We start from the raw sequence: 25,400 nt of genomic DNA on the forward strand, positions 1-25,400 counted from the left end.
TCGAGTAGCCTTTTTTGATGTTTGGTTGCGGGAGCCGGATTTGAACCGACGACCTTCGGGTTATGAGCCCGACGAGCTACCAGACTGCTCCATCCCGCGTCTGTGGGCGGCATTCTACAGCGCAACGGCAGGGTGTCAACCGTTAATGGGCGAATAGGTCAAATAAGTGTGAATTAGCCGTTTGGTGACGGCTGCGCGCGGTAAGTGCGGGACACGCAAAGATTTTTTTGTCTTACAATTTTCATGCAGGTACAAAATACACGCGCACAAAAAGGGCCACTCTTTCGAGTAGCCTTTTTTGATGTTTGGTTGCGGGAGCCGGATTTGAACCGACGACCTTCGGGTTATGAGCCCGACGAGCTACCAGACTGCTCCATCCCGCGTCTGTGTGTCGGCATTCTACAGAGGAACGCAGGTGTGTCAACCTGTGAATTGAAGAAAAGCGCTTGTGGTTCAATCGGTTAGCGCCGAAAAGTAGCCCTTGAAGTGGTGCAGGGCCAGTCGGGCCGAGGGTTTCAGCTCTATCGGTAAGCTAAATTCGATTGAAAAAATAAATCCATCGGCGAGTTTTCCTACCGCTGAAACGGAAGATTCAAACTACTGGTGCTATATACAGGGGTGAGTGCGATACTGGCTGCCCGTAGGATTACACCCCCCGTTTATATGACGCAGCGCAAAATCATCCACGTCGACTGTGATTGCTTCTACGCCGCCATCGAGATGCGCGACGACCCCAACCTGGCGCAAAAACCATTGGCGGTTGGCGGCTCGGCGGATCGCAGAGGCGTGATCGCTACCTGCAACTACGAGGCGCGAGCCTACGGGGTGCGTTCGGCCATGTCTTCACGCCACGCTTTGAAGCTGTGCCCGGACCTGACCATCGTCAAGCCGCGCATGGATGCTTATAAAGAAGCGTCGAAGGAAATCCAGGCGATCTTTCGCGACTACACCGACCTGATCGAACCGTTGTCGCTGGACGAAGCGTACCTGGATGTCTCTGACAGCCCGCATTTTGGGGGCAGTGCCACGCGTATTGCCCAAGACATTCGCCGTCGGGTCTCCAACCAGTTGCATATCACCGTGTCTGCGGGTGTGGCGCCGAACAAGTTTCTGGCCAAAATCGCCAGCGACTGGAAAAAGCCCAACGGCCTGTTTGTGATCACCCCCGATCAGATCGAAGATTTCGTCTCGCAGTTGCCGGTGAAGAAGTTGCATGGCGTCGGCAAGGTCACCGCCGATAAGCTTGCGCGCCTGGGCATTGAAGACTGCCTGCAACTGCGCGAATGGAACAAGCTGGCGCTGGTGCGCGAGTTCGGCAGTTTTGGCGAACGGCTTTGGAGCCTGGCGCGTGGGATTGATGACCGCGTGGTGCAGAACGACAGCCGCCGGCAATCCATCAGTGTCGAAAATACCTACGATGTGGACCTGCCGGACCTCTCAAGCTGCCTGGCAAAATTGCCCGAACTGATGGAAACCCTCGCCGGGCGCATAGCGCGCATCGACAGCAGTTATCGCGCAGGCAAACCGTTCGTCAAAGTGAAGTTTCATGACTTTACCCAAACCACGCTGGAGCAGGCCGGGGCAGGGCGCGACTTGGAAAGTTATCAACAGCTGTTGACCCAGGCGTTCAATCGCGGCGGGAAACCGGTTCGGTTGTTGGGGATTGGGGTCAGGTTGCTGGACCTCAGCAACGGTAACGAGCAGCTCGAGTTCTCCTGGTAAAAACCGCAAGCCAAAGATGTGGGAGCCCACTCCCACAGTTGGATTTTTACTCGGCTTGAAAACTCAGCGTGCGCCGGGATCCGCTACCAATCGCCCTGCATCCTTGGTCAGTGCTTGCAGGAATTCCTGCTGCAACTCGGGATCATTGCGGGTCAGTTCGATCAGGCTTTGTTCCAGTTCACTGGCTTCTTCCTCCAGACCCAACTCCGCCAGGCGCTTGACCCTGTGGACCCACTGGTTGACTTCGTCGTCTTCCAAGTCGTCGTAGATCAGCCCGTGGGCCTCCAGCAACTTGCCGCGCAGGGTGTTGCTGATCGCCAGGGTTGAGTCTGTGTGCACATCGTCCTGGCCATCTTCCACGCTTATTTTCAGCGTGCTGACGCGGTTCAGGTCTTGTTCGGCGAACGGGCTGTCCAACAGGTTAAGGCGCAGAACGCCGTTACGGTCGGTGGTCAGCTCATGGGTCTGCTTGCCGGCAGTGACCTGTACCGGGCGTTCGCTCCAGGGCAGGCTCGAATACTCCACACGCTTGTCGCGCTGGACTTCATCGATGCCCGCCAGGTTCTGTTGCGCACGGCCGTGGGATTGCACGTTCATGAACGGGTTGATGCCGTCCACGCCGTAGCTCAGCCAGTCGTGGGTCATGCTGGTGGGCAGGTTGCCGAGGGCGAAGATATTCGCCACGTTGGCTCCTGCGCCCGCCACCAATGCGACCGCGCCCAGCGGCATCTCATAGACTTTGCGCCACGGTTGGTAGGGCGTGTAGCGATCGTAACGGCGGGTGACGTCGAATTCGGTGACCTCAAAGGTCTTCTGTTCGTGAATACGCACCCGACGTTGCGGCAGCTCCAGCACTTTGGGTTCACCTACATCTATCTGCAGGCTGTGATCGAGCAATTTACGCTCGACCCGCTCCTCGTGCTCACTGCGTTGCGACATCTGGTTGGCGCAGCCGCTGACGAGCAGGGCGCCGCACAAGGCGGCGCCCCCCAGGGCTCTGGTGTTTCGCTTGAACATGACTTCTCTTGATCTGGTTTTCAGCGACGAATACGCGCCTGAAGGAAAGACAGCACGTCAGCCACCGGCAACGGTTGGGCGCTGGCTTCGGTCCGGCTCTTGTATTCCAGGTTGCCATCGGCCAGGCCACGGTCACTGACCACGATCCGGTGCGGGATGCCAATCAGTTCCATGTCGGCGAACTTGATGCCCGGGCTGGTTTTCTTGTCGCGGTCATCCAGCAGCACTTCAAAACCGGCCGCCGTCAGTTCGACATACAGCTTGTCGGTGGCTTCGCGCACTTGCTCGGTTTCATAGCGCAGCGGCACCAGGGCGATTTGGAACGGCGCCAGGGTGTCGCTCCAGATGATGCCGTTCTCATCGTTGTTCTGCTCGATGGCAGCGGCAACCACGCGCGATACGCCAATGCCGTAGCAGCCCATTTCGAGGATGACCGGCTTGCCGTTCTCGCCCAGCACTTTGCAATTCATCGCCTGGCTGTACTTGTTGCCCAACTGGAAGATGTGCCCGACTTCAATGCCGCGCTTGATTTCCAGGGTGCCTTTGCCGTCCGGGCTAGGGTCACCGGCCACGACGTTACGCAGGTCGGCCACGGTCGGAACCGGCAGGTCGCGCTCCCAGTTCACGCCAAAGTAATGCTTGTCGTCGATGTTCGCGCCGATACCGAAGTCGCTCATCAGCTCGACCGAGCGGTCTATGATGATCGGCAACGGCAGGTTCAGCGGGCCGAGCGAACCGGCACCGGCGCCGATGGCGTCGCGCAGTTCGGCATCGCTGGCCATTACCAGCGGGCTGGCCACGCCTGGCTGCTGGGCGGCTTTGATTTCGTTGAGTTCGTGGTCACCACGGATCACCAGGGCGATCAGCTTGCCTTCTTCCTCGGCGCGAACGATCAGGGTCTTGATGGTCTTTTCAATCGGCAGATTGAATTTTTCCACCAGGGCCGCGATGGTCTTGGTCTCTGGCGTGTCTACCAGGCGCAGTTCTTCAGACGGCGCCGGGCGCGACGTTTCGCGTGGCACCGCTTCGGCTTTCTCGATGTTGGCCGCGTAGTCGGAACCGTTGCTGAACACGATGTCGTCTTCGCCGGATTCTGCCAGCACGTGGAATTCGTGGGAGCCGGCACCGCCGATGGAGCCGTTGTCCGCTTCAACCGGGCGGAATTTCAGGCCCAGGCGCGTAAACACGTTGCAGTAGGCCTGGTGCATGCGGTCATAAGTGACCTGCAAGGACGCCTGGTCGGCGTGGAACGAATAGGCGTCCTTCATGATGAATTCGCGGCCGCGCATCAAACCGAAGCGTGGGCGGATTTCGTCACGGAATTTGGTCTGGATCTGATACAGGTTCAGCGGCAACTGTTTGTAGCTGCTCAGCTCGTTGCGCATCAGGTCGGTGATGACTTCTTCATGGGTCGGGCCGGCGCAGAAATCGCGGCCATGACGATCCTTGAAGCGCAGCAACTCGGGGCCGTACTCTTCCCAGCGCCCGGATTCCTGCCACAGCTCAGCCGGTTGGGTGCTCGGCATCAACACTTCCAGAGAGCCGGCGGCGTTCATCTCTTCGCGAACGATCGCTTCGACCTTGCGCATCACCTTCAAGCCCATGGGCAGCCAGGTGTACAGGCCGGAGGCGAGTTTGCGGATCATGCCGGCGCGCAGCATCAGCTGGTGGCTGATGACGACCGCGTCGGAAGGCGTTTCTTTCTGTGTGGCGAGCAAATATTGACTGGTACGCATGGTAGGCCGTTGTCGGTTGCTTGAACTTGAAATGACTTGGGATTGTACGGGCGCTGGCTGCCGGAGTACAGGCATCAGAATGCACAGGGCTGTGTGGGAGCTGGCCCCCACATTGACTGCGGGGTGTCAGTCTTCCTCAGGCGGATTCAGTCGAATTCGGCGGTTTTCCTGAAACCAGTGCAAGGCAATCAGAAACAACGTCGGCAGCCCGAGCAAGCAGGTGATCAGGAAGAAATTGTGGTAACCGAACTTCTCTACCATCACGCCCGAATACCCACCTATCAGGCGTGGCAGCAGCAGCATGATCGAGCTGAGCAGTGCATATTGGGTCGCGGAAAACTTGAGGTTGGTCAGGCTCGACAAGTAGGCGACAAACGCCGAAGTGGCCAGGCCCGAGCTGAAGTTATCCAGGGAAATAGTGAAGATCAGCATCTGCAGATCGGGGCCCATGTCGGCGAGCATCACGAACAACAAGTTGGTGCCGGCCGAGGCGATGCCGCCGATAAACAGAATCGGCAAAATGCCGAACCGCACAATCAGCAGGCCGCCCATACCGGCGCCGAGCAGGGTCATGATCAGGCCGAAGATCTTGCTGACCCCGGCAATCTGGTCCTTGGTAAAACCCTGGTCGATATAGAACACGTTGGCCATCACGCCCATCACCGTGTCGGACATGCGATAGGTGGCAATCAGCCCAAGCAGCAGCAACGCTTGCCAGCGGTAGCGCAGTATAAAGTCGTTGACCGGCGTTAACACCGGCGCCAAGCCCCGACGGCCCATGGCCGACAGGCATAGCGCGGTGAGGATGATATAGAGGATGGCGCGCAGGAAGGCGCGATCTTCCATCAGCAATTCCCACAGGCTGACACCATGGAACAGCACGCTGGCGAAATCAGTGTTGTACAACTGGGTGAACATCGCCGGGACCGATACCAGCAGCACGATCAGCACAAACACCGAAACCAGTTGATGCACAAAGGTGTAGCGACCGGCCTGCAGTTGGGTGCGCAGTGGCACATTTGGTTCGCGCATGAACAGGGTGGTCAACAGCGCCGGAATCATCAGCAGGCCGAACAGCACGTAAGTGCCGGTCCACGCCGAGTGTTTATAGTTGAAACCGGTCGAGCCGAAGCCTTCGGCAAAAAACAGTGCGCCGGCCGTGGCCAGCAGTGCGGCAATGCGATAGCCGGACATATAGCTGGCGGCGAGTGCAGCCTGGCGGCTGTCGTCGGCGATTTCCAGGCGATAGGCGTCCACCGCGATGTCTTGCGTGGCCGAAGCGAACGCGACAATGACGGCAATGGCGATCAGCCAGGACAGGTGTTTTTGCGGGTCGCAGAACCCCATGCCGATCAACCCGAGGATCACCAGCGTCTGGGCAAGTACCAGCCAGGAACGACGGCGTCCGAGTTTACCGAGCAGCGGCAGGCGCCATTGGTCGAGCAGCGGCGACCAGACCCATTTAAAGGCGTAGGCCAAACCGATCAGGCTCGCATAGCCGATGGTCTCGCGGGCCACACCGGCCTCACGCAACCACACCGAAAGCGTCGAGAACACCAACATGTAAGGCAAGCCGGCGGCGAAGCCGAGCAACAACAGGACCAACGTCGAGGGGCTGGCATAGGCGGCGAGCGCGGCGCGCCAGGTTTTACGGGGCATGGGCTGGAGTCTGCCTCAGGTTTGCGGAAACAAAGCGCGCACTCTAACCGCTGTGCTCTACCGGGCGCCAGCCATGACGCTGAATATCAACGCGATTGTTCAGGATACTGACACCTTCGCCGCGTAAACGCGCACGTTGCTCGTCGCCTGAGGCACTGCCCACCGGTAAACTTATCCGACCACCGGCACCCAGCACCCGATGCCAGGGCAAGCGGGTGTCCTTGGGCAGTTGGCTCAGCGTACGTCCGACCCAGCGAGCGGCGCGGCCGAGCCCCGCAAGATGCGCCAGCTCACCGTAGCTCACCACGCAACCAGCGGGCACTTGCGCCAGGGTCAGGTAGAGCGCGGTGCGGCGGATGTCGGCAGGGCTTTGCGGGGTTTCTGCGGGTTGCTTCACTGTGGGTATGTCCGTTGAAATTGTCTGCGTATTTGTAAGAAACGTCTGTAAATAGGCGCCTGAGCAGTGAACCGAATACAAATACCTGAGTCAGTGGTTGCTAAGACGTTATCTAACACGATAATGCTGCCCTTTTTGTCAAACTTGAGCCCCGAATACGCTTATGTTGTCCAGAACCCTGTTGTGCCTTGCTGTTTTCAGTGCCTCCACGCCTTTGATGGCTGACACCGTCTGGTTGAAGAACGGTGACCGCCTGACCGGCAAGATCAAGGTCTTCGACGGTGGCAAACTGCTGATCCAGACCGATTACGCCGGGGCAATTCCGGTGGATTGGAAGCAGGTCAAAACCCTCGAAAGCGACCAGGAGTTACTGGTTCGACAGGACGCTTATTCCGGCGAAAAGGCTAAATCGCTGAAACCTGCAGATGACGGCAAAGTAGTGCTGGCCAATGGCGAGGCGCCCAAGACTGTGGAGTTGGCGAGCATCCAGCAAATCCTCAAGCCCAAGCCGGTTATTGAAGATTTGGTGTGGAAGGGCAATGTCGACATGGCGCTGGACTACAAGCGCGCCGATAAAGACACCAATGATTACGATGTCGACTTCAAAACCACCGCGCGCCACGGCCAATGGCGGCATACCGGCCAGGGCGAGTACAACCGCGAGTTTCAGGATGATGTGACCACGACTGACAACTGGGCACTGGAATATGACCTGGACCGCTTCCTTACCGAACATTGGTTCTGGCAAGGCCGCTTGACCTACAAGCGCGACAAGGTTGAAGACCTGTCTCGCCAGCGCACCGTCGGTACCGGCCCGGGCTACCAGTTCTGGGATGATGAGCTGGGCGCGTTCTCCCTCGGCTCGCTGGTCAACCGCACCGATTACCAATACAGCGATGACCGCAAGACCAACTTCTACTCGCTGGCCATGAAGTGGAACTACAACCGCTACCTGATCGGCAAGAAGGTCGAGTTCTTCACTAACGGTGAAGTGGGCAAACCACTCGCCGGGCCGGCTGATTACTCCCTGGATGCGGAAATGGGCCTGCGCTACAAGGTCACCGAGTGGGCGTCACTCAACCTCAAGGCGGAACGCGACATTATCAGTGGCGACTCGCAAAGCAATTTGAGCAAGACGCGCTACACCGCAGGCTTTGGCGTGGCTTGGTAATAAAACCCGACAAAAACCTCGCGGGCCGCCGCTGGCAACCTGCGCGCTTATTGATTACCTTGTGTTGAGATTGATTCCCATAGACATCCCAGGCTATGGGCGGTGCAATACCCAAGGAGTCATACGTTGAGCGCGCACGTTGCCAAAAACGCCCGAGAGCTGCTGCTCAGGGAATACCGTGGGGCTCTCTCCACACTGTCCAAAGCCATGCCGGGGTTTCCCTTCGGGTCGGTGGTGCCGTATTGCCTCGACGATCAGGGCCGCCCGATTATCCTGATCAGTCGCATCGCACAACACACCCACAACCTGCAAAAAGACCCCAAATGTTCGCTGCTGGTGGGTGAGCGCGAGGCTGATGATGTGCAAGCGGTGGGGCGCCTGACCTACCTGGCCGAAGCCGAAAAACTCGAGGACGCGGGCGCGATTGAAGCGGCTGCCGAGCGTTATTACCGCTACTTCCCCGATTCGGCCAACTATCACAAGGCCCACGATTTCGACTTTTGGGTGCTCAAACCGGTACGTCATCGTTATATCGGCGGTTTCGGCGCGATTCACTGGGTCGACCAGCTAACGTTGGCCAACCCGTTTGCCGGCAAGGCCGAGCGCAGCATGATCGAACACATGAACAGCGACCACGCCAAGGCCATCGCGCATTACGTCGCGCTGACGGGCTTGCCTGCCCGCGAACCTGCTCAATTGGCCGGTATCGACAGCGAAGGCATGCACCTGCGTATCGATCAATCCTTGCATTGGCTGCCGTTTGCCGCGCCTTGCAATACGCCGACACAAGTACGCGAGGCCCTGGTTTCATTGGCTCACGCCGAGGCATGGCCGAAAAAAGAGGCCGCCAACGCTTGAATTCACGAAATGGCGACGTCATCTAAGGTGGACTGGCAAGGCATTCTTGCGTTGAGGAACCATTTGATGCGCCCTTTTTTATTGCTCTTTCTGCTGTTCCCGGTGTTGGAGCTGTTCGTATTCGTCAAAGTCAGCAGCGCGATCGGCTTCTTCCCGGCGCTGCTGCTGATTATTCTCGGCTCGATGCTCGGCGTTCTGGTGCTGCGTGTCGCCGGACTGGCCACGGCGCTGCGTGCGCGTGAAAGCCTGAACCGCGGCGAACTGCCCGCCCAGACCATGCTTGAAGGCCTGATGATGGCTTTGGCGGGCGGCCTGTTGATTCTGCCGGGCTTTGTCAGCGACGTTGTCGGTTTGGTCATGCTGCTGCCGATCACGCGCAAAGTGCTGGCGAACAAGATGCGTAAACGCGCCGAAGAGGCTGCGATTCGCCAGCGTGCGTTTGCCGACGACCTGCAACCGCGCGGTGGCCCCGCGCCGCGCCAGCCGCTGGGGCGTGAAGGTGATGTGATCGAAGGCGAGTTCGAACACCGCGACAGCAAATAACCCGCTTACTGGCACGGCACCTTCGGGTGTCGTGTTGCTTTTAACCACCGCAAAACATAAAAAATTTACGCCGCGGCCCCTTGTAATAGGCGCATACGCCCTTATGTAACGGTCACCGCAAGGTTTCTGGTGGCGACACCAGACAGACTTCCGCGTTTCGCTTGGCGAAGCGCGACCGGCACCGCCGGATTACAACCCGCCGGTACTGATACCGGCCGATGAAAAACACAATTAGGAGAGATCGACAATGAGCAAGCTTCGTCCTCTGCACGACCGCGTCGTTATCCGTCGCAGCGAAGAAGAAAAGAAAACCGCTGGCGGTATCGTTCTGCCAGGTTCGGCTGCTGAAAAAGCCAACCACGGTGTGATCGTCGCTGCAGGCCCAGGCAAGACTCTGGAAAACGGTGAAGTGCGTGCACTGGCCGTTAAAGTCGGTGACAAGGTTGTATTTGGCCCTTACTCCGGCAGCAACACGGTGAAAATCGACGGCGAAGACCTGCTGGTAATGGCTGAGAACGAGATTCTCGCTGTTCTGGAAGGCTGATTTTCCCGCTCATTTTCCCGTTACTCCAAAGTATTTAAGGATTATCGATCATGGCTGCTAAAGAAGTTAAATTCGGCGACTCCGCCCGTAAAAAAATGCTCACCGGTGTTAACGTCCTGGCTGACGCAGTAAAAGCGACCCTGGGCCCAAAAGGCCGTAACGTGATCATCGAGAAGAGCTTCGGCGCTCCGACCATCACCAAGGACGGCGTTTCGGTAGCCAAAGAAATCGAACTGGAAGACCGTTTCGAGAACATGGGCGCGCAGTTGGTCAAAGACGTTGCCTCCCGTGCCAACGATGACGCAGGCGACGGCACCACCACCGCTACCGTTCTGGCTCAGGCTATCGTCAACGAAGGCTACAAAGCCGTCGCTGCCGGCATGAACCCGATGGACCTGAAACGCGGCATCGACAAGGCGACCATCGCCGTTGTTGCCGAGCTGAAAAACCTGTCCAAGCCATGCGCTGACACCAAGGCCATCGCTCAGGTAGGCACCATCTCTGCCAACTCCGACAGCTCCATCGGCGACATCATTGCCGAAGCCATGGAAAAAGTCGGTAAAGAAGGCGTGATCACCGTTGAAGAAGGCTCTGGCCTGGAAAACGAACTGTCGGTTGTAGAAGGCATGCAGTTCGACCGTGGCTACCTGTCCCCGTACTTCGTCAACAAGCCAGAGACCATGGTTGCCGAGCTGGACAGCCCGCTGATCCTGCTGGTCGACAAAAAAATCTCGAACATCCGCGAAATGCTGCCAGTGCTGGAAGCCGTTGCCAAAGCCGGCCGCCCACTGCTGATCGTTTCCGAAGACGTTGAAGGCGAAGCCCTGGCGACGCTGGTTGTGAACAACATGCGTGGCATCGTTAAAGTCGCAGCCGTCAAGGCTCCAGGCTTCGGCGACCGTCGCAAGGCCATGCTGCAGGACATCGCTGTTCTGACCGGCGGTACCGTCATCTCCGAAGAGATCGGCCTGAGCCTGGAAAGCGCCACCCTGGAAAACCTGGGCAGTGCCAAGCGCGTGACCATCTCCAAAGAAAACACCATCATCGTTGACGGTGCTGGCGTAGAGCAGGACATCCAGGCTCGCATCACTCAGATCCGTGCCCAGGTTGCCGAAACGTCGTCCGACTACGACCGTGAAAAACTGCAAGAGCGTCTGGCCAAGCTGTCCGGCGGCGTTGCAGTGATCAAGGTTGGCGCTGGCTCTGAAGTTGAAATGAAAGAGAAAAAGGCCCGCGTTGAAGACGCCCTGCACGCAACCCGTGCAGCCGTTGAAGAAGGCGTGGTACCTGGCGGCGGCGTTGCGCTGATCCGTGCTCTGGAAGCCCTGACCGGTCTGAAAGGCGACAACGCCGATCAAGACGTTGGTATCGCTGTGCTGCGCCGTGCTGTTGAAGCACCGCTGCGTCAGATCGCTGCCAACTCCGGCGACGAGCCGAGCGTTGTGGTCAACGAAGTCAAGAACGGCAAAGGTAACTACGGTTACAACGCTGCGACTGGCGTCTACGGCGACATGATCGAAATGGGCATCCTGGACCCTACCAAGGTGACCCGTTCCGCGCTGCAAGCTGCAGCCTCCATCGGTGGCCTGATCCTGACCACCGAAGCTGCGATTGCCGACAAGCCTAAGGCCGAAGGCTCGGCTGGCGGCGGTATGCCAGACATGGGCGGCATGGGTGGCATGGGCGGCATGATGTAAGCCAGCCTTACCCAGCACTGAAAAACCCCGCCTGCAGTGATGCAGGCGGGGTTTTTTATGCGCCGTCTGGCTGCGGCCTTAGCGTTCGCTCAGTTGTGGCACCGCGGCCTTTGTGCCTTTCCAGCTCAGCAACTGTTGCTTGAAGCCATAGCTGGCGGCCTGGTAGTAGGTAATTGCGCGTTGGATCAACGGGTCATCGCTGTCCACCCGTCGCTCCTGGCTTTCACCCAAGGCTTGGTCGTGGCGACGCAGGCCCTGGCGCGGGCTGAGAATCGCCAGATCGTTACCGTCAAACAACCCCAGGTGCTGGTAGTTGCCGACTACCACGCGCGGTGGCAGCGGGTTGTCTTGCAACAGGTTGCGGCCAAAGAAGGTCGACTCGTAGCTCAGGTTGATCAGGCCCAGCAAGGTCGGCGCAAGGTCGATCTGGCTGGCCAGTTGCGCGCTTTCACGCGCATCGATCAGCTTGGGTGCGTAGATGAACAGCGGGATCTGGTAGTTCTCGATTGGCAGGTCTTCCTTGCCCGCGCTGCCGGCGGTGTGGTCGGCGACAAACACGAAAATCGTCTTATCGAACCACGGCTTCTGGCGTGCTGCGTCAAGGAACTCGCCGATCGCGTGGTCGGTGTATTTCACCGCGCCATCACGGCCATTGCCGGACTTTATATCGATGCGCCCGTCCGGGTAGGTGTAAGGGCGATGGTTGGAGGTGGTCATCAGTTGCAACAAGAACGGCTGTTGCTTGGCGTAATCAGCGTCGGCCAGTTTCAGGGTTTGCCGGTAAAGGTCTTCATCGGCCATGCCCCACGCGTTTTTGAAGGAGATTTCTGCTTCAGGCACGCTGCTCTGGTCTACGACCCGGTAACCGTTACCGCTGAAAAACGCGTTCATGTTGTCGAAGTAGCCGCGCCCGCCGTAGACGAACACGCTGTCGTAGCCGATGGCGCCGAGTTGTTGGCCGAGGCTGGCGAAACCGCTTTCACGGCCAATGCGCTTGACGATTGAGCGGCCAGGCGTGGGCGGAATCGCCAGCGTAATCGCCTCCAGGCCTCGGTCCGTGCGGGTGCCGGTGGCATAGAAGTTATTGAAGTACAGGCTCTGTTTGCGCAGGGCGTCTAGGTTGGGCGTGAGGTTGCGCCCGTCGCCATTGCTGCCCATGTATTTGGCGCTGAAACTTTCGATGGTCACCAGCACGATGTTGGGTGTGCGCAGCGTGCCCGGGTTATCAATGGCGCGGCGAATGTCCAACGGGTCTGTGCCGATGAAACGAGCATTCGGTTCGCTGAGTTCAGCGCGTATTTGCTTGGCGACCACCGCGTCCGGCAGGCTTTTGTAAAACTGCGTGTAGTCGAGCTCGTTGTTGCGGAAGGCCGCGAAAAACTGATACGGGCCGTTGCTTGCCAGTTCGTTTTTGTAGGCGTTACCGCCTTGGGCACGCGGGCTGTCCTGGCTGATCAGTTGCAGGCTGAGGCCAGCGACCACCAGCAGGCTCAGGGCGCTCAACAGGCGACCACGCAGCGGCGGCAACGGCGCGCTCATCGCGGCATTAAAAGGCTTGCGCAAGGCCAGGCTCAAGACAATCGCGAGCATCGCCAGCAGGCTCAGCAGTTTGCCGATCGGGTACGACTCCAGCAGGTTGTTCAGCACCTCATTGGAGTACACCAGGTAGTCGACGGCAATAAAGTTGAAGCGCACGCCGAACTCATCCCAGAACAGCCATTCGGCCACCGAGGTAAACAGCATCGCAAACAGGCTGACGGTGAGTACCGCTTGCAGGAACCAGCGATGGCCAGTGCGGCGCCACAACGCGGGCGGGCATAGCAGCAAATACAGGCCCAGCGGCAACGCTGCATAGGCCAAAAAACCCAGGTCATACAGCAAGCCGACGCCAAACACCGGCAGCAGGTTGCCGTCTACTTCGTTCAGGTGCGTGAGGAGCAGCACGCTGCGCGTGAGCAGGAAAATAACCAGCCAGGTGCTGGTGACGAGCAGTAGAAAGCGCATAGGCGCAGTGTTGAGAAACCCCATGTCCATGTTCCTTATATCGATGGGCGGTGATCTTCGGCCTGACACTGTAGTCAGTTTGTGAAGCTATAGTGAAAAACTTGTTGGTTTGTACGATTGGTTGAAAACCTGTATCGGCGCGCCTTTGAGGTCTATCCCTGAGCCCCGCTTGGCCTTAAGCTGCGCGAGCCAACACGGCGGCTACCGCGTACGGAGACACTGCCCATGCGAATTTTATTGGTTGAAGACAACCGCGATATTCTGGCCAACCTGGCCGATTACCTGGGGCTAAAAGGCTACACCGTCGACTGTGCGCAGGACGGTTTGTCGGGCCTGCACCTGGCCGCCACCGAGCATTACGACTTGATCGTGCTCGACATCATGCTGCCTGGCATTGACGGCTACACCTTGTGCAAACGCCTGCGTGAAGACGCGCGCCGCGACACGCCGGTGATCATGCTCACCGCCCGCGACCAACTGGATGACCGGCTGCAGGGCTTCAAGTCCGGCGCTGATGACTACCTGCTGAAACCGTTTGCCTTGTCGGAATTGGCCGCCCGCATCGAAGCGGTGCTGCGCCGTGCCCAAGGCGGCGGGCGCCGTGCCCTGCAAGTTGGCGACTTGACCTACGACCTTGATACGCTCGAAGTCACCCGCGAAGGGCGCCTGCTCAAGCTCAACCCGGTGGGCCTGAAACTGCTCGCGGTGTTGATGCAGAAGAGCCCGCACGTGCTGCGTCGCGAAATTCTTGAGGAAGCGCTGTGGGGCGATGACTGCCCGGACAGTGACAGCCTGCGCAGCCATGTTCACCAATTGCGCCAGGTCATCGATAAGCCTTTTGCCAAACCACTGCTGCAAACCGTGCACGGTGTGGGTTATCGCCTGGCCGAGGGTCGAGATGGAGTTTAAGCAAAGCCTTGCCCAGCGGATCATCATCGCCTTTGCCTTGATGAGTGCGTTGGTGGCGGGGGCGTTCGCCATGGGCATCGTTGCCACCGTGCACCTGGTGGAAGAAAAACTGATCTCGGCGGGCCTCGGTGGCGACTTGCAACGCCTGCTGTTGATGGACAGCGTTGAGGACTGGAGCCATCGCCCGGAGCCGGATCAACTGTTCTATTTCAGCGGCGGGCGTGGCGATTTCGAGCTGCCCAAAGATCTGCGCCACCTCGAACCGGGCTTTCATGAAGTGTTTCGCGAGGCGCTGTCGTACCACGCCATGGTCGAAGTGGTGGATGGTCGGCGCTATGTGCTGTTGCAGGACCAAAGTGATTTCGAGGAGCGCGAGCGCGTTCTGTTTGCCGTGGTGCTGGTGGGCTTCGTGCTCAGCTTGGCGCTGGCGGTGTTCCTCGGTTGGGTGCTTGCGCGCAAGGTGATGGCTCCGGTCGTGCGCCTGGCCCGCCAGGTGCGTCATCGCGACCAGTTGCTGGGGCTGGCGCCGCCGCTGGCACCGGATTACGCGGCCGATGAAGTCGGCGAACTGGCGGTGGCCTTCGACGCCACGCTGGGCCGCTTGCGCCAGGCGTTGTCTCGCGAGCAATTGTTTACCAGTGACGTCAGCCACGAATTGCGCACGCCGTTGATGGTGCTGGCCAGTTCGTGCGAACTGCTGCTGGAAAACCCGGCGATTGATCAGCGCGGGCGTAACCAAGTCGAACGGATTGCCCGTGCCTGCGAAGAGATGCGTGAACTGGTGCAAACGTTCCTGATGCTGGCCCGCGCCAAACACGATGATTCGGCGATGTCGGCCCAGGTCACGTTGACGCAGGTGGCAGAGGACTTGCTCGGCATCTGGCGCGAGCCTGTTAAGCAAAAGGGCCTTGAACTGATTTACCAGCCGGGTACGCCGCTGGATACCCGCTACAACACCACGTTCTTGCACGCGGTGATGGGCAACCTGCTGCGCAACGCCCTGCATTACACCGAACACGGGTTTATCCGCTTGACCCTCGAACCCAGCGGTTTTGTGGTGGAAGACTCCGGCGTGGGTATTCCTGAAGACAAGCGTGAAGCGATGTTCGAGCCTTTCGTACGCGGTAGCGAAAAACGCGGTGAAGGCCTGGGCCTTGGCCTGTCGCTGGTGCAACGGATCTGCGAAAGCCAGGGCTGGAGTGTCAGCCTGAGTAACATGGAGCCTAACGGCTGCCGTTTTCACGTCGAGTTGAGCCAGGTCAACCCTTGACCGTACACCCTGCCACTGTCCTGTGGCAGGCACCGCGTTTTTCGGCGAAGATGGCCCCATGCCACTGCTTGTGTCTGTAAAGTCTTGAAATGTATGAGATTGGACAGGACAAGATTTTCACAACGAGTTGACCTGTTGATCACAGTTTGCTGCTTAAGGTTGTAGGCATCAGCTACTGGAGATCCGTTGATGCCTACCCCGATCAAGCTCGATTTTTCTGAAAAGTACGACGATCAGCACGCGCAGAATTATTTGCTCAAACATCAGGACAATCTGGCTCGCCGGTTGTCCCACAAGCGCGACGAGCAACTGGCGCGCGGTGCGCTGGCCATGGCTGGCGAACCCGGCCTGGTGTTGGACCTGCCATGCGGGGCCGGACGTTTTTGGCCGCTGTTGGCTGAAAAGCCCAACCGTGTGATTATCGGCGCCGACAATTCGGCATCGATGTTAAAGGTCGCAACTTCCGCTCAGCCTGCCGATGTGGTGAAACGGGTACGGCCTTTGCAAACATCTGCCTTCGATATCGATTTGCCCGATAATTCGGTCGACAGCATTTTTTGTATGCGCTTGATGCACCACATTGGTGACCCGGCGCATAGACTGACGATATTGCGGGAATTTCAGCGAGTTACGCGTGACAGCGTGATTCTTTCGCTGTGGGTAGATGGCAATTTCAAGGCCTGGAAACGCAAGCGTGCAGAAGTGAAACGTCGTAATAAAGGTGAGCAGGAAGGTTACCAAAACCGGTTCGTGTTACCGGCTGCTACTGTCGAGGCAGAGTTTGAGCAGGCCGGTTTCCGTGTTCAGGAATCCCTGGACTTCATACCGCTCTACGCCATGTGGCGAGTTTATGTCTTGCGTAAGAGGTAACAGGATGGCAATTGAGTGCGCAGTTGGCAGTCATGTAGCTCCCGAAGAACGATTTGATTTTTTTTGGCGTCAGCAGGGCGAGTGGGTCGAAGAACCCAATCGTCGACGCGGTGGTGAAAGCGGTGTGCAACGCGTGAAGAGCCCAAATGGTCGTTTGCTCTATTGCAAGCGCCAGACCGGGCATATCTACCGCAGTTGGCTGCACCCGTTTGGTCGCCCGACCGTGTTGCGTGAACGCGATGCCCTGAAAGGCCTGCGTTCACTGGATGTACGTGTGCCGGAATTGGTGTTTTGCGAGGCGCGTCGCGACCCTGAGCACCAATGGAAAGCGCTGTTGGTAACCGCGTCCCTCGACGGTTTCGACGAAATCGAAAACTGGTACGCCGCAGGTGGCCGTGAGCAATATGGCGAGCAGGTACACGAGCGTGTACTGAAAGAATTGGCGGGCACCCTGGCACGTATGCACAAGGGCCGCTGGCAGCATGGTTGCCTGTACATCAAGCACATTTTTGTACGGGTAACCGGCGAGCGCGATTCGGCCAATGTGGAAGTGGCGTTGCTGGATTTCGAGAAGTGCCGTCAGCGTTTGACCGCTTATCGCGCGGCCTCCCACGACATGCTGCAACTGCGCCGCCATTCGTCGTGGAATGCTACCGACTGGAAAAAACTCAGCTACTTTTACGAGACGGCGTTTGGCAGCGCTATCAAGGGTTTAACCAGATGAAGCTAGAAACAGCACGAGGTTTGTTTCTGGTCGGGGCGTTGGGCGTTGCAGCCCTTGCCCTGGCTGCGTGGGAACAACCTCGCACACAAGTGCTCAGTGCGGCGCAAGGTGGCGGGCAATGCCTGCTGCCGCGCATCGCCAAGGCCAGTGTGGCGGCCAGGCCTGATCATGACTTGTTGTTGTTCATGTTCGGCATGTCTCAAGGCATGCGGCCGCAGAGTTGATTAAAGCGTTGAAGATTCAAACCCCCTGAAAAGGCCTTGCGATGCGAGGCCTTTTTTTTGGCTGGGATAAACGATGCCGTCAGACCAGGTGCAGATGGTTATCCCAAAACCCCGACGGCAACTCCAATGGCTTAGCCACCAACGCTGTCTGGCGACAATCGTAAAAGCGGCAACGGCCTTGCCCGGAAGTCACCACAAACCCATCCTCGACCGCGCCGACGCCGGCACAGTCGGGCAAAGGCCCATCCAGCCGCAATTCACCACTGTCCATGTCCCAGATAAAAAAACGATTGCCGCGTGGCGCAGTCAACGCCACCAGCCGCAATTCACTGTGCACCGCGACGCTGGCGGTGTAGTGCCCCATCGCCTGTAATTGCTCGTCCGCCACCGCGAACGCCACAAACGGTTGCCCCGGCCGCTTGATCGCAAGCAACTCGGAGCGCTCCTGCGACGGCCCCATGAACTGCTGCCCGGTAAGAATGGTGCCATCGCTGGCAATTCCCATATGACGTACGCTGTTCATCTGCTGGCCCAACGTCTCCTTGCTGATCAGCGTGCCGTCACGTTGCATCAGCACCAGGCTCGGCTCCATGGCGTTGAGGTTCATCTCTACGCGGCTTTCAGCCTCGGTGCGAATGCCGCCGTTGGCCACCACCAGGGTTTCGCCATCGGGCATCCACGACACTTGATGTGGCCCAATGCCGTGGGTAGATATTTCGCCGCTGTGCACCAGCCGTTCGCCCTCGAAGCGGTACACGCCGAGCAAGCCACGCCCAGGGTCAGACGTGTCGTTCTCGGTGGCGTACAGCCAGTCGCCGCTTTTGTGAATGACCGCGTGCCCGTAAAAATGGCGATTGGCGTTCGAGGTGATGGTTTGCAGCAGCGCGCCATCCCGCAGGTTGATCAGGTAACTCTCGGTGCCAGGGCGCCGGGCGACGAACAGTGCAATCGGCAGCGTCGGGTGGTTGATGATGTCGTGACAGCGCTGGCCAACTTCGGTGGCAAACACACGTTTGCCGTCCAGGCGGAAGCCGACAGCGTAGTGCTTGCCGTCGGCGTCATCGCGCGCCGACAGCAGCAGCGGGCCTTTGTCCTTTTGCTTGAAAAGCGTCCAGCCACCCAATGTGAGTGCACTGAGCAGCACGCTGCCAACGGCCAAAGCCTGTCGCCTGAGCATCATCAGTCACCGTCGTTGGCGTTAAAGCCCAGTTGGATGCCCAGCGCCTTGGCCAACTCACCTTCGTGCAGGCGGTGGACCACGTTAAGGCTGTCATAGAGGTCGTTGAGTTGCTGGCGCCCGGCATCGTCGGCCAACAATTCGTTGAGGGTGCGCTGGGTGCTGGCGAACAGTTTCAGGGAGGCGGCATAGGCGGCGTCGATCTTGTCGGCCAAGGGTTTCTGGTCCGACGGCAACAGGCCGCGCAGGCCTTTGTTGTCGACCCCGGCCCACACGGTCTGGGCCGCCGCGAGGCTGGCTTGCAGGCTTTGCAGGGACGATTGGCTGCGCCATGCATCGGCCTGGAACGGTTGCGGAATGCCCTTGGTCTGGCGGCCCATCGGCGTGCCGAGCTTTTTCTTCAGGGTGTCGAGTGCCGTCACTTGTACGCGCAGCAGATCGGCGATGGCTTCGTGGGAGTCGGCGTAGCGCTGGTTGGGAAACGTGGTCATCTGCGCGAGCATGCCGTCGGTGCTGTTCCAACTCGCCAGAATCTCTTCAGCCAGGGCTTTCTGGCGCTCGCCGATGGCCATCAGCAGTGGGCAGTATCGGGCCTTTTGGGTTGGCTCGGCGATGTCGGTCTTGGCGTCGTACAGAATGTATTCGTAGGCCGACAGGCCTTGCACCACCACGCTGGACTTGGCCAGGGCGGCGGCATCGATTTGCGGCTGGGCGCTGACCAGTTGCTCGACTTGGCGGCCCACGAGGTTTTTCTTGTCCGGCCAGAACTGCACTTGCCACGAGCGGTTGCCCTCGGCCAGCGGGCCAATCAGCAAGGGTTGCAACTCGGCCCAGGCCTTTTGCGCGTGGAGGAAATCGGCGCGGGCGGTGTCCAGGCTCTGAGTGCCCTGGCAGTAGGCGAGGGCGCTGACCGCCAGTTGACGGTCGGCGTCAACCCAGCGGCTGTAGGTCGGCAGGATCACTTGCTTGGCGATGGCCGCCGAGGTCACTGCTTGCGGGTCCTGCGGCGAGCAGGCGCCGAGGGCGAGGGCCGCCAGGCTGGTGAACAACAACTTGGGACGGAACATGTCGAGCTCCCTTCTGTAAGTGGGGCACAGCTTATAAAGAATTCAGGAACGCCAGCAACGCAGCCCGCTGCTCGGCATTAAAAGACAACACATGCTGCTGCGCCGCTTGCGCTTCACCGCCATGCCACAGCACGGCTTCCAGCAGGTTGCGGGCGCGGCCGTCATGCAAAAACTGCGTGTGGCCACTGACGGTTTGCGTCAGGCCAATGCCCCACAACGGCGGGGTGCGCCAGTCGCGGCCAGTGGCTTTGAATTCGCTGCGGTTGTCGGCCAGGCCGGCGCCCATGTCGTGCAACAACAAGTCGCTGTAGGGGCGAATCACCTGGTTGGCCAGTTCGGGTTCGGCGGCATTTGCGGCCGTGGTGAAGGTCGGCTTGTGGCAGCCCTGACAACCGGCCTGGTAGAACAGGTTTTTCCCGGCCAGCACCTGCGGCGTGTCGACGCCACGGCGTGCCGGCACCGCCAGGTTGCGCGTGTAGAACAGCACCAGGCGCAGGATGTTATCGCTGACTTCAGGTTCGCCCTCGGGGCCATTGCCATTGGGCGCCTGTTTGCAGGCAACTTGGGCGTCGGTGCAGTCATCAAACGGTCTCAGCGACGTGGTGAGGCCCATATCACCAGAGAACGCGTGAACATTTTGTTGATTGAGGTTGGGTTGCCCGGCTTTCCAGCCAAAACGCCCGAGTACGCTTTTGTGCTGCGCGTCATCCCATACCCAGTTGGCGCGGCCGATGATGGCGTGTTTATCGGCGGTTTCAGGGTCGGTATTACGCAGCACATCAGCATCGCTAATCGCTTCGAGCAGGCCGAGGCCGATCATCGGCGGGGCGATGCGCGCAGAAAAAAGTGTATCCGGGTGCATCGGGCCGTAGCCGAGTTGGGTGATTTGCAGGTCCGGCTTGCGCAGCTCAACCACAGTGCCATCTTTGAAGGTCACAGTGACGGGCGTGTAGTCGANGGGCGTGTAGTCGCCCCGCACTTTGCCTTCGGGCGCTACGCCAGGCACACCCATGTCTTGCAACTGCCCGCCGTAAACCGGCTCGGGCACTACGCCGATCTGCTCGATGAGCTTGGCGTAGGCCGGCAGATCCGGTGCTGGCGCGGGGATCGACAGGCGCACCAGCATCGACACCGCGTTGGGCGCATCGGGCAGCGGCGGATGGCCGCGGCCGTCCTTGATGTGGCAGTTCTGGCAGGCATTGGTGTTGAACAGCGGGCCGAGGCCGTCGCGCGCCGTGGTGGTGGAGGGCGCGACCACCCACGGGCTGCGAAAGAAACTGTTGCCGACGCTGAAATCCAGGCGGCGCGTGGGTGCAAGGTTGGCCGAGGGCAGGGAAAACGCATTCTGGTCGCGCTTGTTCACGGTCGTCGCGCCGCCGGCTCGCGCTTCACCGGGCTCTGCTTGGGTGAAGCGCGGGGCGTCGTCGCAGGCGGTCAGGCACAATGCCATTAACGCTGCGGACAGGCGAAAAAGCGAACGGAACATCGAGTTTCCCGAGCGGAGGCGAAAAATCAGGCCGCAAAGTCTAACAGGGCGGGCCAGATTGAATAAGAGCAATTATCGTTTGGTGGAATCCGATTCATTCCCGCTAGAATGACCGCACATTTTTTTCTGGAGGTGGCCAATGCAGGCTCTCGACGCTTTGCTCAACCGTGTTTCCGTGCCGCGTTTGCTGGAACCGGCGCCGACCCAAGAGCAGCGCGATGTGCTGTTCGCCGCCGCCATGCGTGCGCCCGACCACGGGCAGTTGCGCCCTTGGCGGTTCCTGACTGTGGAAGGCGCCGCGCGTGAGCAAATGGGCACGCTGCTGGCCGAAGCTGCGCGCCTGCACGACGCCCAAGCCCCGCAAGCCGCCATCGACAAGGCCCAGAACGGCCCGCTGCGCGCCCCGCTGGTGGTGGTAGTAATTGCGCGTTTGCAGGAGCACTTCAAAGTGCCGAAGTCCGAGCAATTACTAGCGGCCGCCTGTGCAGCCCACGGCATTCTGCTGGCCGCTTATGCGCAGGGGATTGGTGCGGTGTGGCGCACTGGCGAACTGTCCTACTCGGCCCACGTCGCCAAAGGCTTGGGGTTGACGGCGGAGGAGCAAGTGATTGGCTTCCTCTATTTGGGCACGCCGCAGAACCCGCCGCGTACTGCGCCGAAAGAACAGCTGGCGCCGTTTGTTAAGGCCTGGACCGGGCTCTAAAAGAGCGTGTTGTGGAGAGCGTGCCTACTGTGGCGAGGGCGCTTTTGTGGCGAGGTGGCTTATGTGGCGAGGGGGCTTGCTCCCGTTGGGTCGCGCAGCGGCCCCTCTAAACACCACCCGTTTCTACTGTTACGAACGCGGTGCCTGGTTTTAGGGCCGCTGCGCAGCCCAACGGGAGCAAGCCCCCTCGCCACAACAGCTCGCCACAACAGCTCATCACGGCAGGCTGGCTTACACCTTGAATTGATCCATCAACTTCATCTGCTGGCTGGCCAACGCGTTGAGTTGGCTACTGACAGCCGCTGACTCGGTAGCCTGCCCGGTGAGGGTTTCGGTCACGGTGCGGATCGCCGAGACGTTGCGGTTGACCTCTTCGGCCACGGCGCTTTGTTCTTCGGCGGCGCTGGCGATTTGCAGGTTCATGTCGCTGATTACCGTCACCGCATCACTGATCTTGCCCAATGCCTGCACCGCTTGATGAATCTGCCCGGCATTGCTTTGGGCCTGCTGTTGGCTGGAATGCATGGTCGCAACCACGCCACGCGTGCCGCTTTGGATGCGTTCGATCACCAGGCGAATCTCTTCCACGGAGTCCTGTGTGCGTTTGGCGAGGTTGCGCACCTCGTCGGCGACGACCGCAAAACCACGCCCGCTTTCGCCTGCGCGCGCAGCTTCGATGGCGGCGTTGAGCGCCAACAGGTTGGTCTGTTCGGCAATACTGCGGATCACTTCCAGCACCGAGCCAATTTGCTCGCTGTTAACCGCCAGCGCCTCGACTTCGGTGACCGCTTTGCTGACTTCTTCAGCCAGCGTGGTGATGTCGCGGGTGCTCTGTTCAATGATCGACATGCCTTCACGCGCCGACTGGTCCGCGCCGCGTGCCGCGCTGGCGGCGTTCGACGCGCTGCTGGCGACGTCATGCGCGGTGGCGCTCATTTCATTCGAGGCAGTGGCCACCTGGTCGATTTCGCGGAACTGCACCTGCATGCCTTCGCTGGTCTGGCGTGCGATGGCTGAGGATTGATCTGCCGTGGCGCGCGCTTCGGTGATGCTTTGCTTGATCTGCGCGATGGTCGGTTGCAGCTTGTCGAGGAAGCGGTTGAACCAGTTCGCCAACTCGCCCAATTCGTCTTTTTTCGCATAGGTCAAGCGTAGGGTGAGGTCGCCTTCGCCGCTGGCGATATTCTTCAGCATTGCGGCCACGTTGTTGATAGGGCGGGTCACGCCGGTAGCGGTCAGCCAGATCAACAGCAAACCCAACAAGGCAGCAGCGGCGCCGACCAACAATGCCTTGAGCGTGGCGGCGTCTTGGGCCTGGTTGAGTACCGCTTGCAGCTTTACGGTGTCAGCCAGCATCACCGCTTTTGACAGCTTGATCACCACACCCCACGACTTGGCATCGGCAATCGGCTTGACCGGGTACACCGCGCGAATGGTGTCGTCCTGTTCGCGGACCTTGCGCGTATCGTTGGCTAACAGTTGCACGATCTCTTTGCCTTCAGCGCCAATGATGTCGCTGAGGTTTTTGCCGACTCTGGCCGGTTCGCCACTGTAGGCCGCGATCACGCCGCTGCTGGAGAGAATCTCCAAATGCGCGGCGCCGTCGAACAGGTCATTTTGCGCGCTGTCAGTGGTGGCTTGCAGCGCGTTGAGGGCGATGTCGACACCCACCACGCCGATAACCTTACCGTCCACCTGCAATGGCACGGAAATAGTGGTCATCAATACCGGTTTGCCGGCTACCGTGTGTTCGTAGGGTTCAAGCAGGCACGTAGCGCGGGTGTCGCGTGGGCAGGTGTACCAAATGTTGTAGGGCGTACCGCTGGGCGTGGGCGCGGTCTTGGTCAGGTCTTCTTCGACCATCACGGTGTTCAGGCCATCGCCGCCCGCACGACTCCAGTAGCTGGCGAAGCGGCCGCTCTGATTCGAAACGCGGGCTTTGTCGTCAACAAACTCGCTGTCCTTGCCATCCAGGGCATTGGGCTCAAATGAAAGCCAGATGCCGAGTACCTTGTTGTTGCGTTCAAAGGCGGTCTTCAGGCTTTGGTTAAGTTCTTCACGCAGCGCGCCGGCGTCCAACCCACGTTTGGCGGCCGTAATGCGCAGCCCCTTGATCTGGTCGGCCAATGCGGTGAGTGCGACGAGGTTTTCGCCAAAGTTTTTTTGCAGCTGTACCGCTTGTTCGCCAGCTTTGGCTTGCAACAGGTTTTGCACACTGTTGGTGAGCATTCTCGAGCTGGAATCGCTGACCAGGCGGTTATTTTTATCGGCCTCGTGCAGGTTGATGCCAACAATCAGTGCGATCACCCCCAACAGGCACAGGCCGGACAGCAGCACGATTTTCAGGCGGATAGAGAGGGTGTCGAACATGGGATCACTCGCGATTGGACTTTTCTAGAGGGCAAGCAGGGCGAGCCAAGTCCATTCGGCGTGATGTTTGAAATATCGGCGTAACAATATGTTTCGTGAGGAAAAGGCGATGAATGGTAGCTAAACGCCTGCATGCGGCGCTATGGATGGGCGGCAAGGCGTTCCGGGCGGGACCATATCCACAGGTTGCCGAGGCTCATACCGGCAATCGCCAAGTAGATCGGCCAGCCGTGATCGAGCATCACCAGCATCAACCCTGCACACAGCAGCATGCTTGCGGTGGCGCTGATTTTGGCGCGGCGCGCGATGATTTTGCCATTGCGCCAGTTGGACAGGATCGGCCCGAACAACCGGTGGTTTTCCAGCCAGGCGCTGAGGCGCGGCGAGCTTTTAGTCGCGGCCCAGGCGGCGAGCAGGATGAATTCGGTGGTGGGCAAACCCGGTATCACAATCGCCACCAACCCAATGCCCAGGCTGACATAGGCCAGCAGGCCGAAGAGCACTCGTGCGATTTTTGAGGTGGATTGGGTGTTGCGGGTCATGGGCTTGGGCAATGTAAAGGGATCAAAAAATCAGTTTGAAAGGGTACTCAAATGTGGGAGGGGTTTGCTCCCACAGGTGACCGCGTTTCAATTCTGGAGTCAGGCTAGCTCTGGGAGCGTAGCGTACGCCTGTTCCAGCAGCACGGTGAAGCGCACAAACGCGTCGATTGCACCTTTTTCTACTGCGGCTTCTTCCTCGGCGCTCAAGTGCAGGCCGTCGAGGGTACGCGTGAAGCGTTTCCAGCCTTCGGCGCGACCACCGGCTGGCTCGCCCAGGTGGCGCGCGCCGAAGGTTTCGCTGAGGCCCAGGCCCACGGCGCGTTTGATCAGGAAGGCGGCGCCCAGTTTGGAGCCTTCGGACACGAACAGCCAGCCCAGCGCTTCGGCCTTGCCCGGGTTGTTCACGGCGCCGGCGACCGGTGCCGGCACGTCGGTGTGCAGGTCGGCGAGGTCCAGCCTGGCGGCGTCGGCGCGGCAGCGCTCGGCCAGGTCAGGCACGATCTTGATCAACTCCGGGTCGTTGTACAGCGCCACCAGTTCCGATTGGAACAGGTATTGCGCCACCACAAAGCGCGCGAAGTTGGCTTGTGTTTCAAACGGGGCGTGGGCCTTGACCAGCGCATCCAGCGTGGTGTGCGGCACGTGCGTGATCTGGTTCAGGCGCTGCGAGCGCAGGCTTGGGCGTTCTGCGGTATTGGAAGCGGTCATGA

23 protein-coding genes, 2 tRNA genes and 1 pseudogene are annotated in these 25,400 nt (G+C 59.5%); 12 read left to right on the forward strand and 14 right to left on the reverse strand.

The genetic code is table 11. The features are described 5' to 3' along the window. Positions 1–22 precede the first annotated feature (22 nt). Together AO240_RS24030 and AO240_RS24035 are read right to left on the reverse strand one after the other, a co-directional pair. Positions 23–99, reverse strand: a tRNA-Met gene (locus AO240_RS24030). Positions 100–306: 207 nt separating this feature from the next. Next, positions 307–383: transfer RNA gene (locus AO240_RS24035), tRNA-Met, on the reverse strand. Positions 384–663: 280 nt separating this feature from the next. On the opposite strand from AO240_RS24035, the gene dinB reads away from it, so the two are divergent. Next, positions 664–1,722 carry a DNA polymerase IV gene (gene dinB / locus AO240_RS24040; protein WP_099239829.1) on the forward strand — a complete coding sequence of 353 codons (1,059 nt, stop codon included), beginning with the start codon at positions 664–666 and terminating at the stop codon, positions 1,720–1,722. Positions 1,723–1,785: 63 nt separating this feature from the next. Here the strand turns inward: dinB and AO240_RS24045 are convergent, their stop codons facing one another. From AO240_RS24045 to AO240_RS24060, 4 genes are all read right to left on the reverse strand, one after another. After that, positions 1,786–2,739, reverse strand: a complete 954-nt coding sequence (locus AO240_RS24045; RefSeq protein WP_099239831.1) for a hypothetical protein — start codon at positions 2,737–2,739, stop codon at positions 1,786–1,788. Positions 2,740–2,759: 20 nt separating this feature from the next. After that, positions 2,760–4,475, reverse strand: a complete 1,716-nt coding sequence (locus tag AO240_RS24050) for a proline--tRNA ligase (protein WP_099239833.1) — start codon at positions 4,473–4,475, stop codon at positions 2,760–2,762. Positions 4,476–4,601: 126 nt separating this feature from the next. After that, positions 4,602–6,134, reverse strand: coding sequence for an AmpG family muropeptide MFS transporter (locus tag AO240_RS24055; protein ID WP_099239835.1), 1,533 nt, complete (start codon positions 6,132–6,134; stop codon positions 4,602–4,604). A gap of 43 nt (positions 6,135–6,177) precedes the next feature. Continuing rightward, entirely contained in the window at positions 6,178–6,552 is a 375-nt protein-coding gene (locus AO240_RS24060; protein ID WP_371918675.1) for an MGMT family protein, read from the reverse strand. Between the two features lie 142 nt (positions 6,553–6,694). On the opposite strand from AO240_RS24060, the gene AO240_RS24065 reads away from it, so the two are divergent. The 5 genes from AO240_RS24065 to groL all read left to right on the forward strand — a co-directional run bounded on the left by AO240_RS24065 (position 6,695) and on the right by groL (position 11,344). After that, positions 6,695–7,702, forward strand: a complete 1,008-nt coding sequence (locus AO240_RS24065; RefSeq protein WP_058414790.1) for a DUF481 domain-containing protein — start codon at positions 6,695–6,697, stop codon at positions 7,700–7,702. A gap of 126 nt (positions 7,703–7,828) precedes the next feature. Further along, on the forward strand, positions 7,829–8,560 hold the full coding sequence (locus AO240_RS24070; RefSeq protein ID WP_099239839.1) for a HugZ family protein: 732 nt from the start codon (positions 7,829–7,831) through the stop codon (positions 8,558–8,560). Positions 8,561–8,626: 66 nt separating this feature from the next. Further along, positions 8,627–9,103 carry an FxsA family protein gene (locus AO240_RS24075; RefSeq protein WP_058414788.1) on the forward strand — a complete coding sequence of 159 codons (477 nt, stop codon included), beginning with the start codon at positions 8,627–8,629 and terminating at the stop codon, positions 9,101–9,103. A gap of 247 nt (positions 9,104–9,350) precedes the next feature. Further along, the gene (groES, locus tag AO240_RS24080; protein ID WP_058414787.1) at positions 9,351–9,647 is read left to right on the forward strand and encodes a co-chaperone GroES; all 297 of its coding nucleotides are present in this window, start codon (positions 9,351–9,353) and stop codon (positions 9,645–9,647) included. A 50-nt stretch (positions 9,648–9,697) separates the two neighbouring features. Further along, a complete protein-coding gene (gene groL, locus AO240_RS24085; protein ID WP_058414786.1) occupies positions 9,698–11,344 on the forward strand; it encodes a chaperonin GroEL in 1,647 nt (548 codons plus the stop codon). A 78-nt stretch (positions 11,345–11,422) separates the two neighbouring features. On the opposite strand, the gene AO240_RS24090 is transcribed toward groL, so the two are convergent. Then, positions 11,423–13,372, reverse strand: a complete 1,950-nt coding sequence (locus AO240_RS24090; protein ID WP_099239841.1) for an LTA synthase family protein — start codon at positions 13,370–13,372, stop codon at positions 11,423–11,425. 201 nt (positions 13,373–13,573) lie between these two features. Here AO240_RS24090 and colR point away from each other — a divergent pair, with 201 nt between their 5' ends. The 5 genes from colR to AO240_RS24115 all read left to right on the forward strand — a co-directional run bounded on the left by colR (position 13,574) and on the right by AO240_RS24115 (position 17,345). Next, the gene (colR, locus tag AO240_RS24095) at positions 13,574–14,257 is read left to right on the forward strand and encodes a two-component system response regulator ColR (RefSeq protein WP_058414784.1); all 684 of its coding nucleotides are present in this window, start codon (positions 13,574–13,576) and stop codon (positions 14,255–14,257) included. Continuing rightward, entirely contained in the window at positions 14,247–15,527 is a 1,281-nt protein-coding gene (locus AO240_RS24100) for a HAMP domain-containing sensor histidine kinase (protein ID WP_099239843.1), read from the forward strand. Before colR ends, AO240_RS24100 begins: the two co-directional genes overlap by 11 nt. A gap of 189 nt (positions 15,528–15,716) precedes the next feature. Further along, a complete protein-coding gene (locus AO240_RS24105) occupies positions 15,717–16,397 on the forward strand; it encodes a class I SAM-dependent methyltransferase (protein WP_099239845.1) in 681 nt (226 codons plus the stop codon). Between the two features lie 4 nt (positions 16,398–16,401). Further along, on the forward strand, positions 16,402–17,121 hold the full coding sequence (locus tag AO240_RS24110) for a lipopolysaccharide kinase InaA family protein (protein WP_099239847.1): 720 nt from the start codon (positions 16,402–16,404) through the stop codon (positions 17,119–17,121). Next, entirely contained in the window at positions 17,118–17,345 is a 228-nt protein-coding gene (locus tag AO240_RS24115; protein ID WP_099239849.1) for a hypothetical protein, read from the forward strand. The genes AO240_RS24110 and AO240_RS24115 overlap by 4 nt, the downstream gene beginning before the upstream one ends. A 79-nt stretch (positions 17,346–17,424) precedes the next feature. Here the strand turns inward: AO240_RS24115 and AO240_RS24120 are convergent, their stop codons facing one another. From AO240_RS24120 to AO240_RS24130, 3 genes are read right to left on the reverse strand one after another with little or no spacing between them, the layout of a single operon-like run. Then, the gene (locus AO240_RS24120; RefSeq protein ID WP_099239851.1) at positions 17,425–18,522 is read right to left on the reverse strand and encodes a DUF1513 domain-containing protein; all 1,098 of its coding nucleotides are present in this window, start codon (positions 18,520–18,522) and stop codon (positions 17,425–17,427) included. A gap of 2 nt (positions 18,523–18,524) precedes the next feature. Continuing rightward, the gene (locus tag AO240_RS24125; RefSeq protein ID WP_099239853.1) at positions 18,525–19,589 is read right to left on the reverse strand and encodes an imelysin family protein; all 1,065 of its coding nucleotides are present in this window, start codon (positions 19,587–19,589) and stop codon (positions 18,525–18,527) included. Between the two features lie 31 nt (positions 19,590–19,620). Beyond that, positions 19,621–21,075 carry a di-heme oxidoredictase family protein gene (locus AO240_RS24130; RefSeq protein ID WP_099239855.1) on the reverse strand — a complete coding sequence of 485 codons (1,455 nt, stop codon included), beginning with the start codon at positions 21,073–21,075 and terminating at the stop codon, positions 19,621–19,623. 139 nt (positions 21,076–21,214) lie between these two features. On the opposite strand from AO240_RS24130, the gene AO240_RS24135 reads away from it, so the two are divergent. After that, complete coding sequence (locus AO240_RS24135; protein ID WP_058414776.1) at positions 21,215–21,778, forward strand: NAD(P)H nitroreductase; 564 nt, start codon at positions 21,215–21,217, stop codon at positions 21,776–21,778. A 231-nt stretch (positions 21,779–22,009) separates the two neighbouring features. On the opposite strand, the gene AO240_RS29425 is transcribed toward AO240_RS24135, so the two are convergent. The 4 genes and pseudogenes from AO240_RS29425 to AO240_RS24150 all read right to left on the reverse strand — a co-directional run bounded on the left by AO240_RS29425 (position 22,010) and on the right by AO240_RS24150 (position 25,398). Then, positions 22,010–22,765, reverse strand: a complete 756-nt coding sequence (locus AO240_RS29425) for a methyl-accepting chemotaxis protein (RefSeq protein ID WP_371918676.1) — start codon at positions 22,763–22,765, stop codon at positions 22,010–22,012. Between the two features lie 102 nt (positions 22,766–22,867). Further along, positions 22,868–24,148: pseudogene (locus tag AO240_RS29430) on the reverse strand (HAMP domain-containing protein); the annotation flags it as partial. A 140-nt stretch (positions 24,149–24,288) separates the two neighbouring features. Then, positions 24,289–24,690, reverse strand: coding sequence for a YbaN family protein (locus AO240_RS24145; RefSeq protein WP_099239859.1), 402 nt, complete (start codon positions 24,688–24,690; stop codon positions 24,289–24,291). Positions 24,691–24,789: 99 nt separating this feature from the next. Then, positions 24,790–25,398, reverse strand: a complete 609-nt coding sequence (locus tag AO240_RS24150) for a biliverdin-producing heme oxygenase (RefSeq protein WP_099239860.1) — start codon at positions 25,396–25,398, stop codon at positions 24,790–24,792. Between the last annotated feature and the right edge of the window lie 2 nt (positions 25,399–25,400).

Origin of the sequence: Pseudomonas sp. ICMP 460 (assembly GCF_002723595.1) — a bacterium.
GTDB lineage: Bacteria > Pseudomonadota > Gammaproteobacteria > Pseudomonadales > Pseudomonadaceae > Aquipseudomonas > Aquipseudomonas kitaguniensis.

Excerpts from the sequence above, each read along its gene's own strand:
- AO240_RS24100 (WP_099239843.1), top strand. The coding sequence starts at position 14,247 with ATGGAGTTTAAGCAAAGCCTTGCCCAGCGGATCATCATCGCCTTTGCC.
- AO240_RS24075 (WP_058414788.1), top strand. The coding sequence starts at position 8,627 with ATGCGCCCTTTTTTATTGCTCTTTCTGCTGTTCCCGGTGTTGGAGCTG.
- AO240_RS24125 (WP_099239853.1), bottom strand. The coding sequence starts at position 19,589 with ATGTTCCGTCCCAAGTTGTTGTTCACCAGCCTGGCGGCCCTCGCCCTC.
- AO240_RS29425 (WP_371918676.1), bottom strand. The coding sequence starts at position 22,765 with ATGCAGGTGCAGTTCCGCGAAATCGACCAGGTGGCCACTGCCTCGAAT.
- dinB (WP_099239829.1), top strand. The coding sequence starts at position 664 with ATGACGCAGCGCAAAATCATCCACGTCGACTGTGATTGCTTCTACGCC.
- AO240_RS24050 (WP_099239833.1), bottom strand. The coding sequence starts at position 4,475 with ATGCGTACCAGTCAATATTTGCTCGCCACACAGAAAGAAACGCCTTCC.
- AO240_RS24055 (WP_099239835.1), bottom strand. The coding sequence starts at position 6,134 with ATGCCCCGTAAAACCTGGCGCGCCGCGCTCGCCGCCTATGCCAGCCCC.
- AO240_RS24115 (WP_099239849.1), top strand. The coding sequence starts at position 17,118 with ATGAAGCTAGAAACAGCACGAGGTTTGTTTCTGGTCGGGGCGTTGGGC.
- AO240_RS24150 (WP_099239860.1), bottom strand. The coding sequence starts at position 25,398 with ATGACCGCTTCCAATACCGCAGAACGCCCAAGCCTGCGCTCGCAGCGC.
- groL (WP_058414786.1), top strand. The coding sequence starts at position 9,698 with ATGGCTGCTAAAGAAGTTAAATTCGGCGACTCCGCCCGTAAAAAAATG.
- AO240_RS24120 (WP_099239851.1), bottom strand. The coding sequence starts at position 18,522 with ATGCTCAGGCGACAGGCTTTGGCCGTTGGCAGCGTGCTGCTCAGTGCA.
- AO240_RS24135 (WP_058414776.1), top strand. The coding sequence starts at position 21,215 with ATGCAGGCTCTCGACGCTTTGCTCAACCGTGTTTCCGTGCCGCGTTTG.
- groES (WP_058414787.1), top strand. The coding sequence starts at position 9,351 with ATGAGCAAGCTTCGTCCTCTGCACGACCGCGTCGTTATCCGTCGCAGC.
- AO240_RS24090 (WP_099239841.1), bottom strand. The coding sequence starts at position 13,372 with ATGGGGTTTCTCAACACTGCGCCTATGCGCTTTCTACTGCTCGTCACC.
- AO240_RS24045 (WP_099239831.1), bottom strand. The coding sequence starts at position 2,739 with ATGTTCAAGCGAAACACCAGAGCCCTGGGGGGCGCCGCCTTGTGCGGC.
- AO240_RS24145 (WP_099239859.1), bottom strand. The coding sequence starts at position 24,690 with ATGACCCGCAACACCCAATCCACCTCAAAAATCGCACGAGTGCTCTTC.
- AO240_RS24065 (WP_058414790.1), top strand. The coding sequence starts at position 6,695 with ATGTTGTCCAGAACCCTGTTGTGCCTTGCTGTTTTCAGTGCCTCCACG.
- colR (WP_058414784.1), top strand. The coding sequence starts at position 13,574 with ATGCGAATTTTATTGGTTGAAGACAACCGCGATATTCTGGCCAACCTG.
- AO240_RS24105 (WP_099239845.1), top strand. The coding sequence starts at position 15,717 with ATGCCTACCCCGATCAAGCTCGATTTTTCTGAAAAGTACGACGATCAG.
- AO240_RS24110 (WP_099239847.1), top strand. The coding sequence starts at position 16,402 with ATGGCAATTGAGTGCGCAGTTGGCAGTCATGTAGCTCCCGAAGAACGA.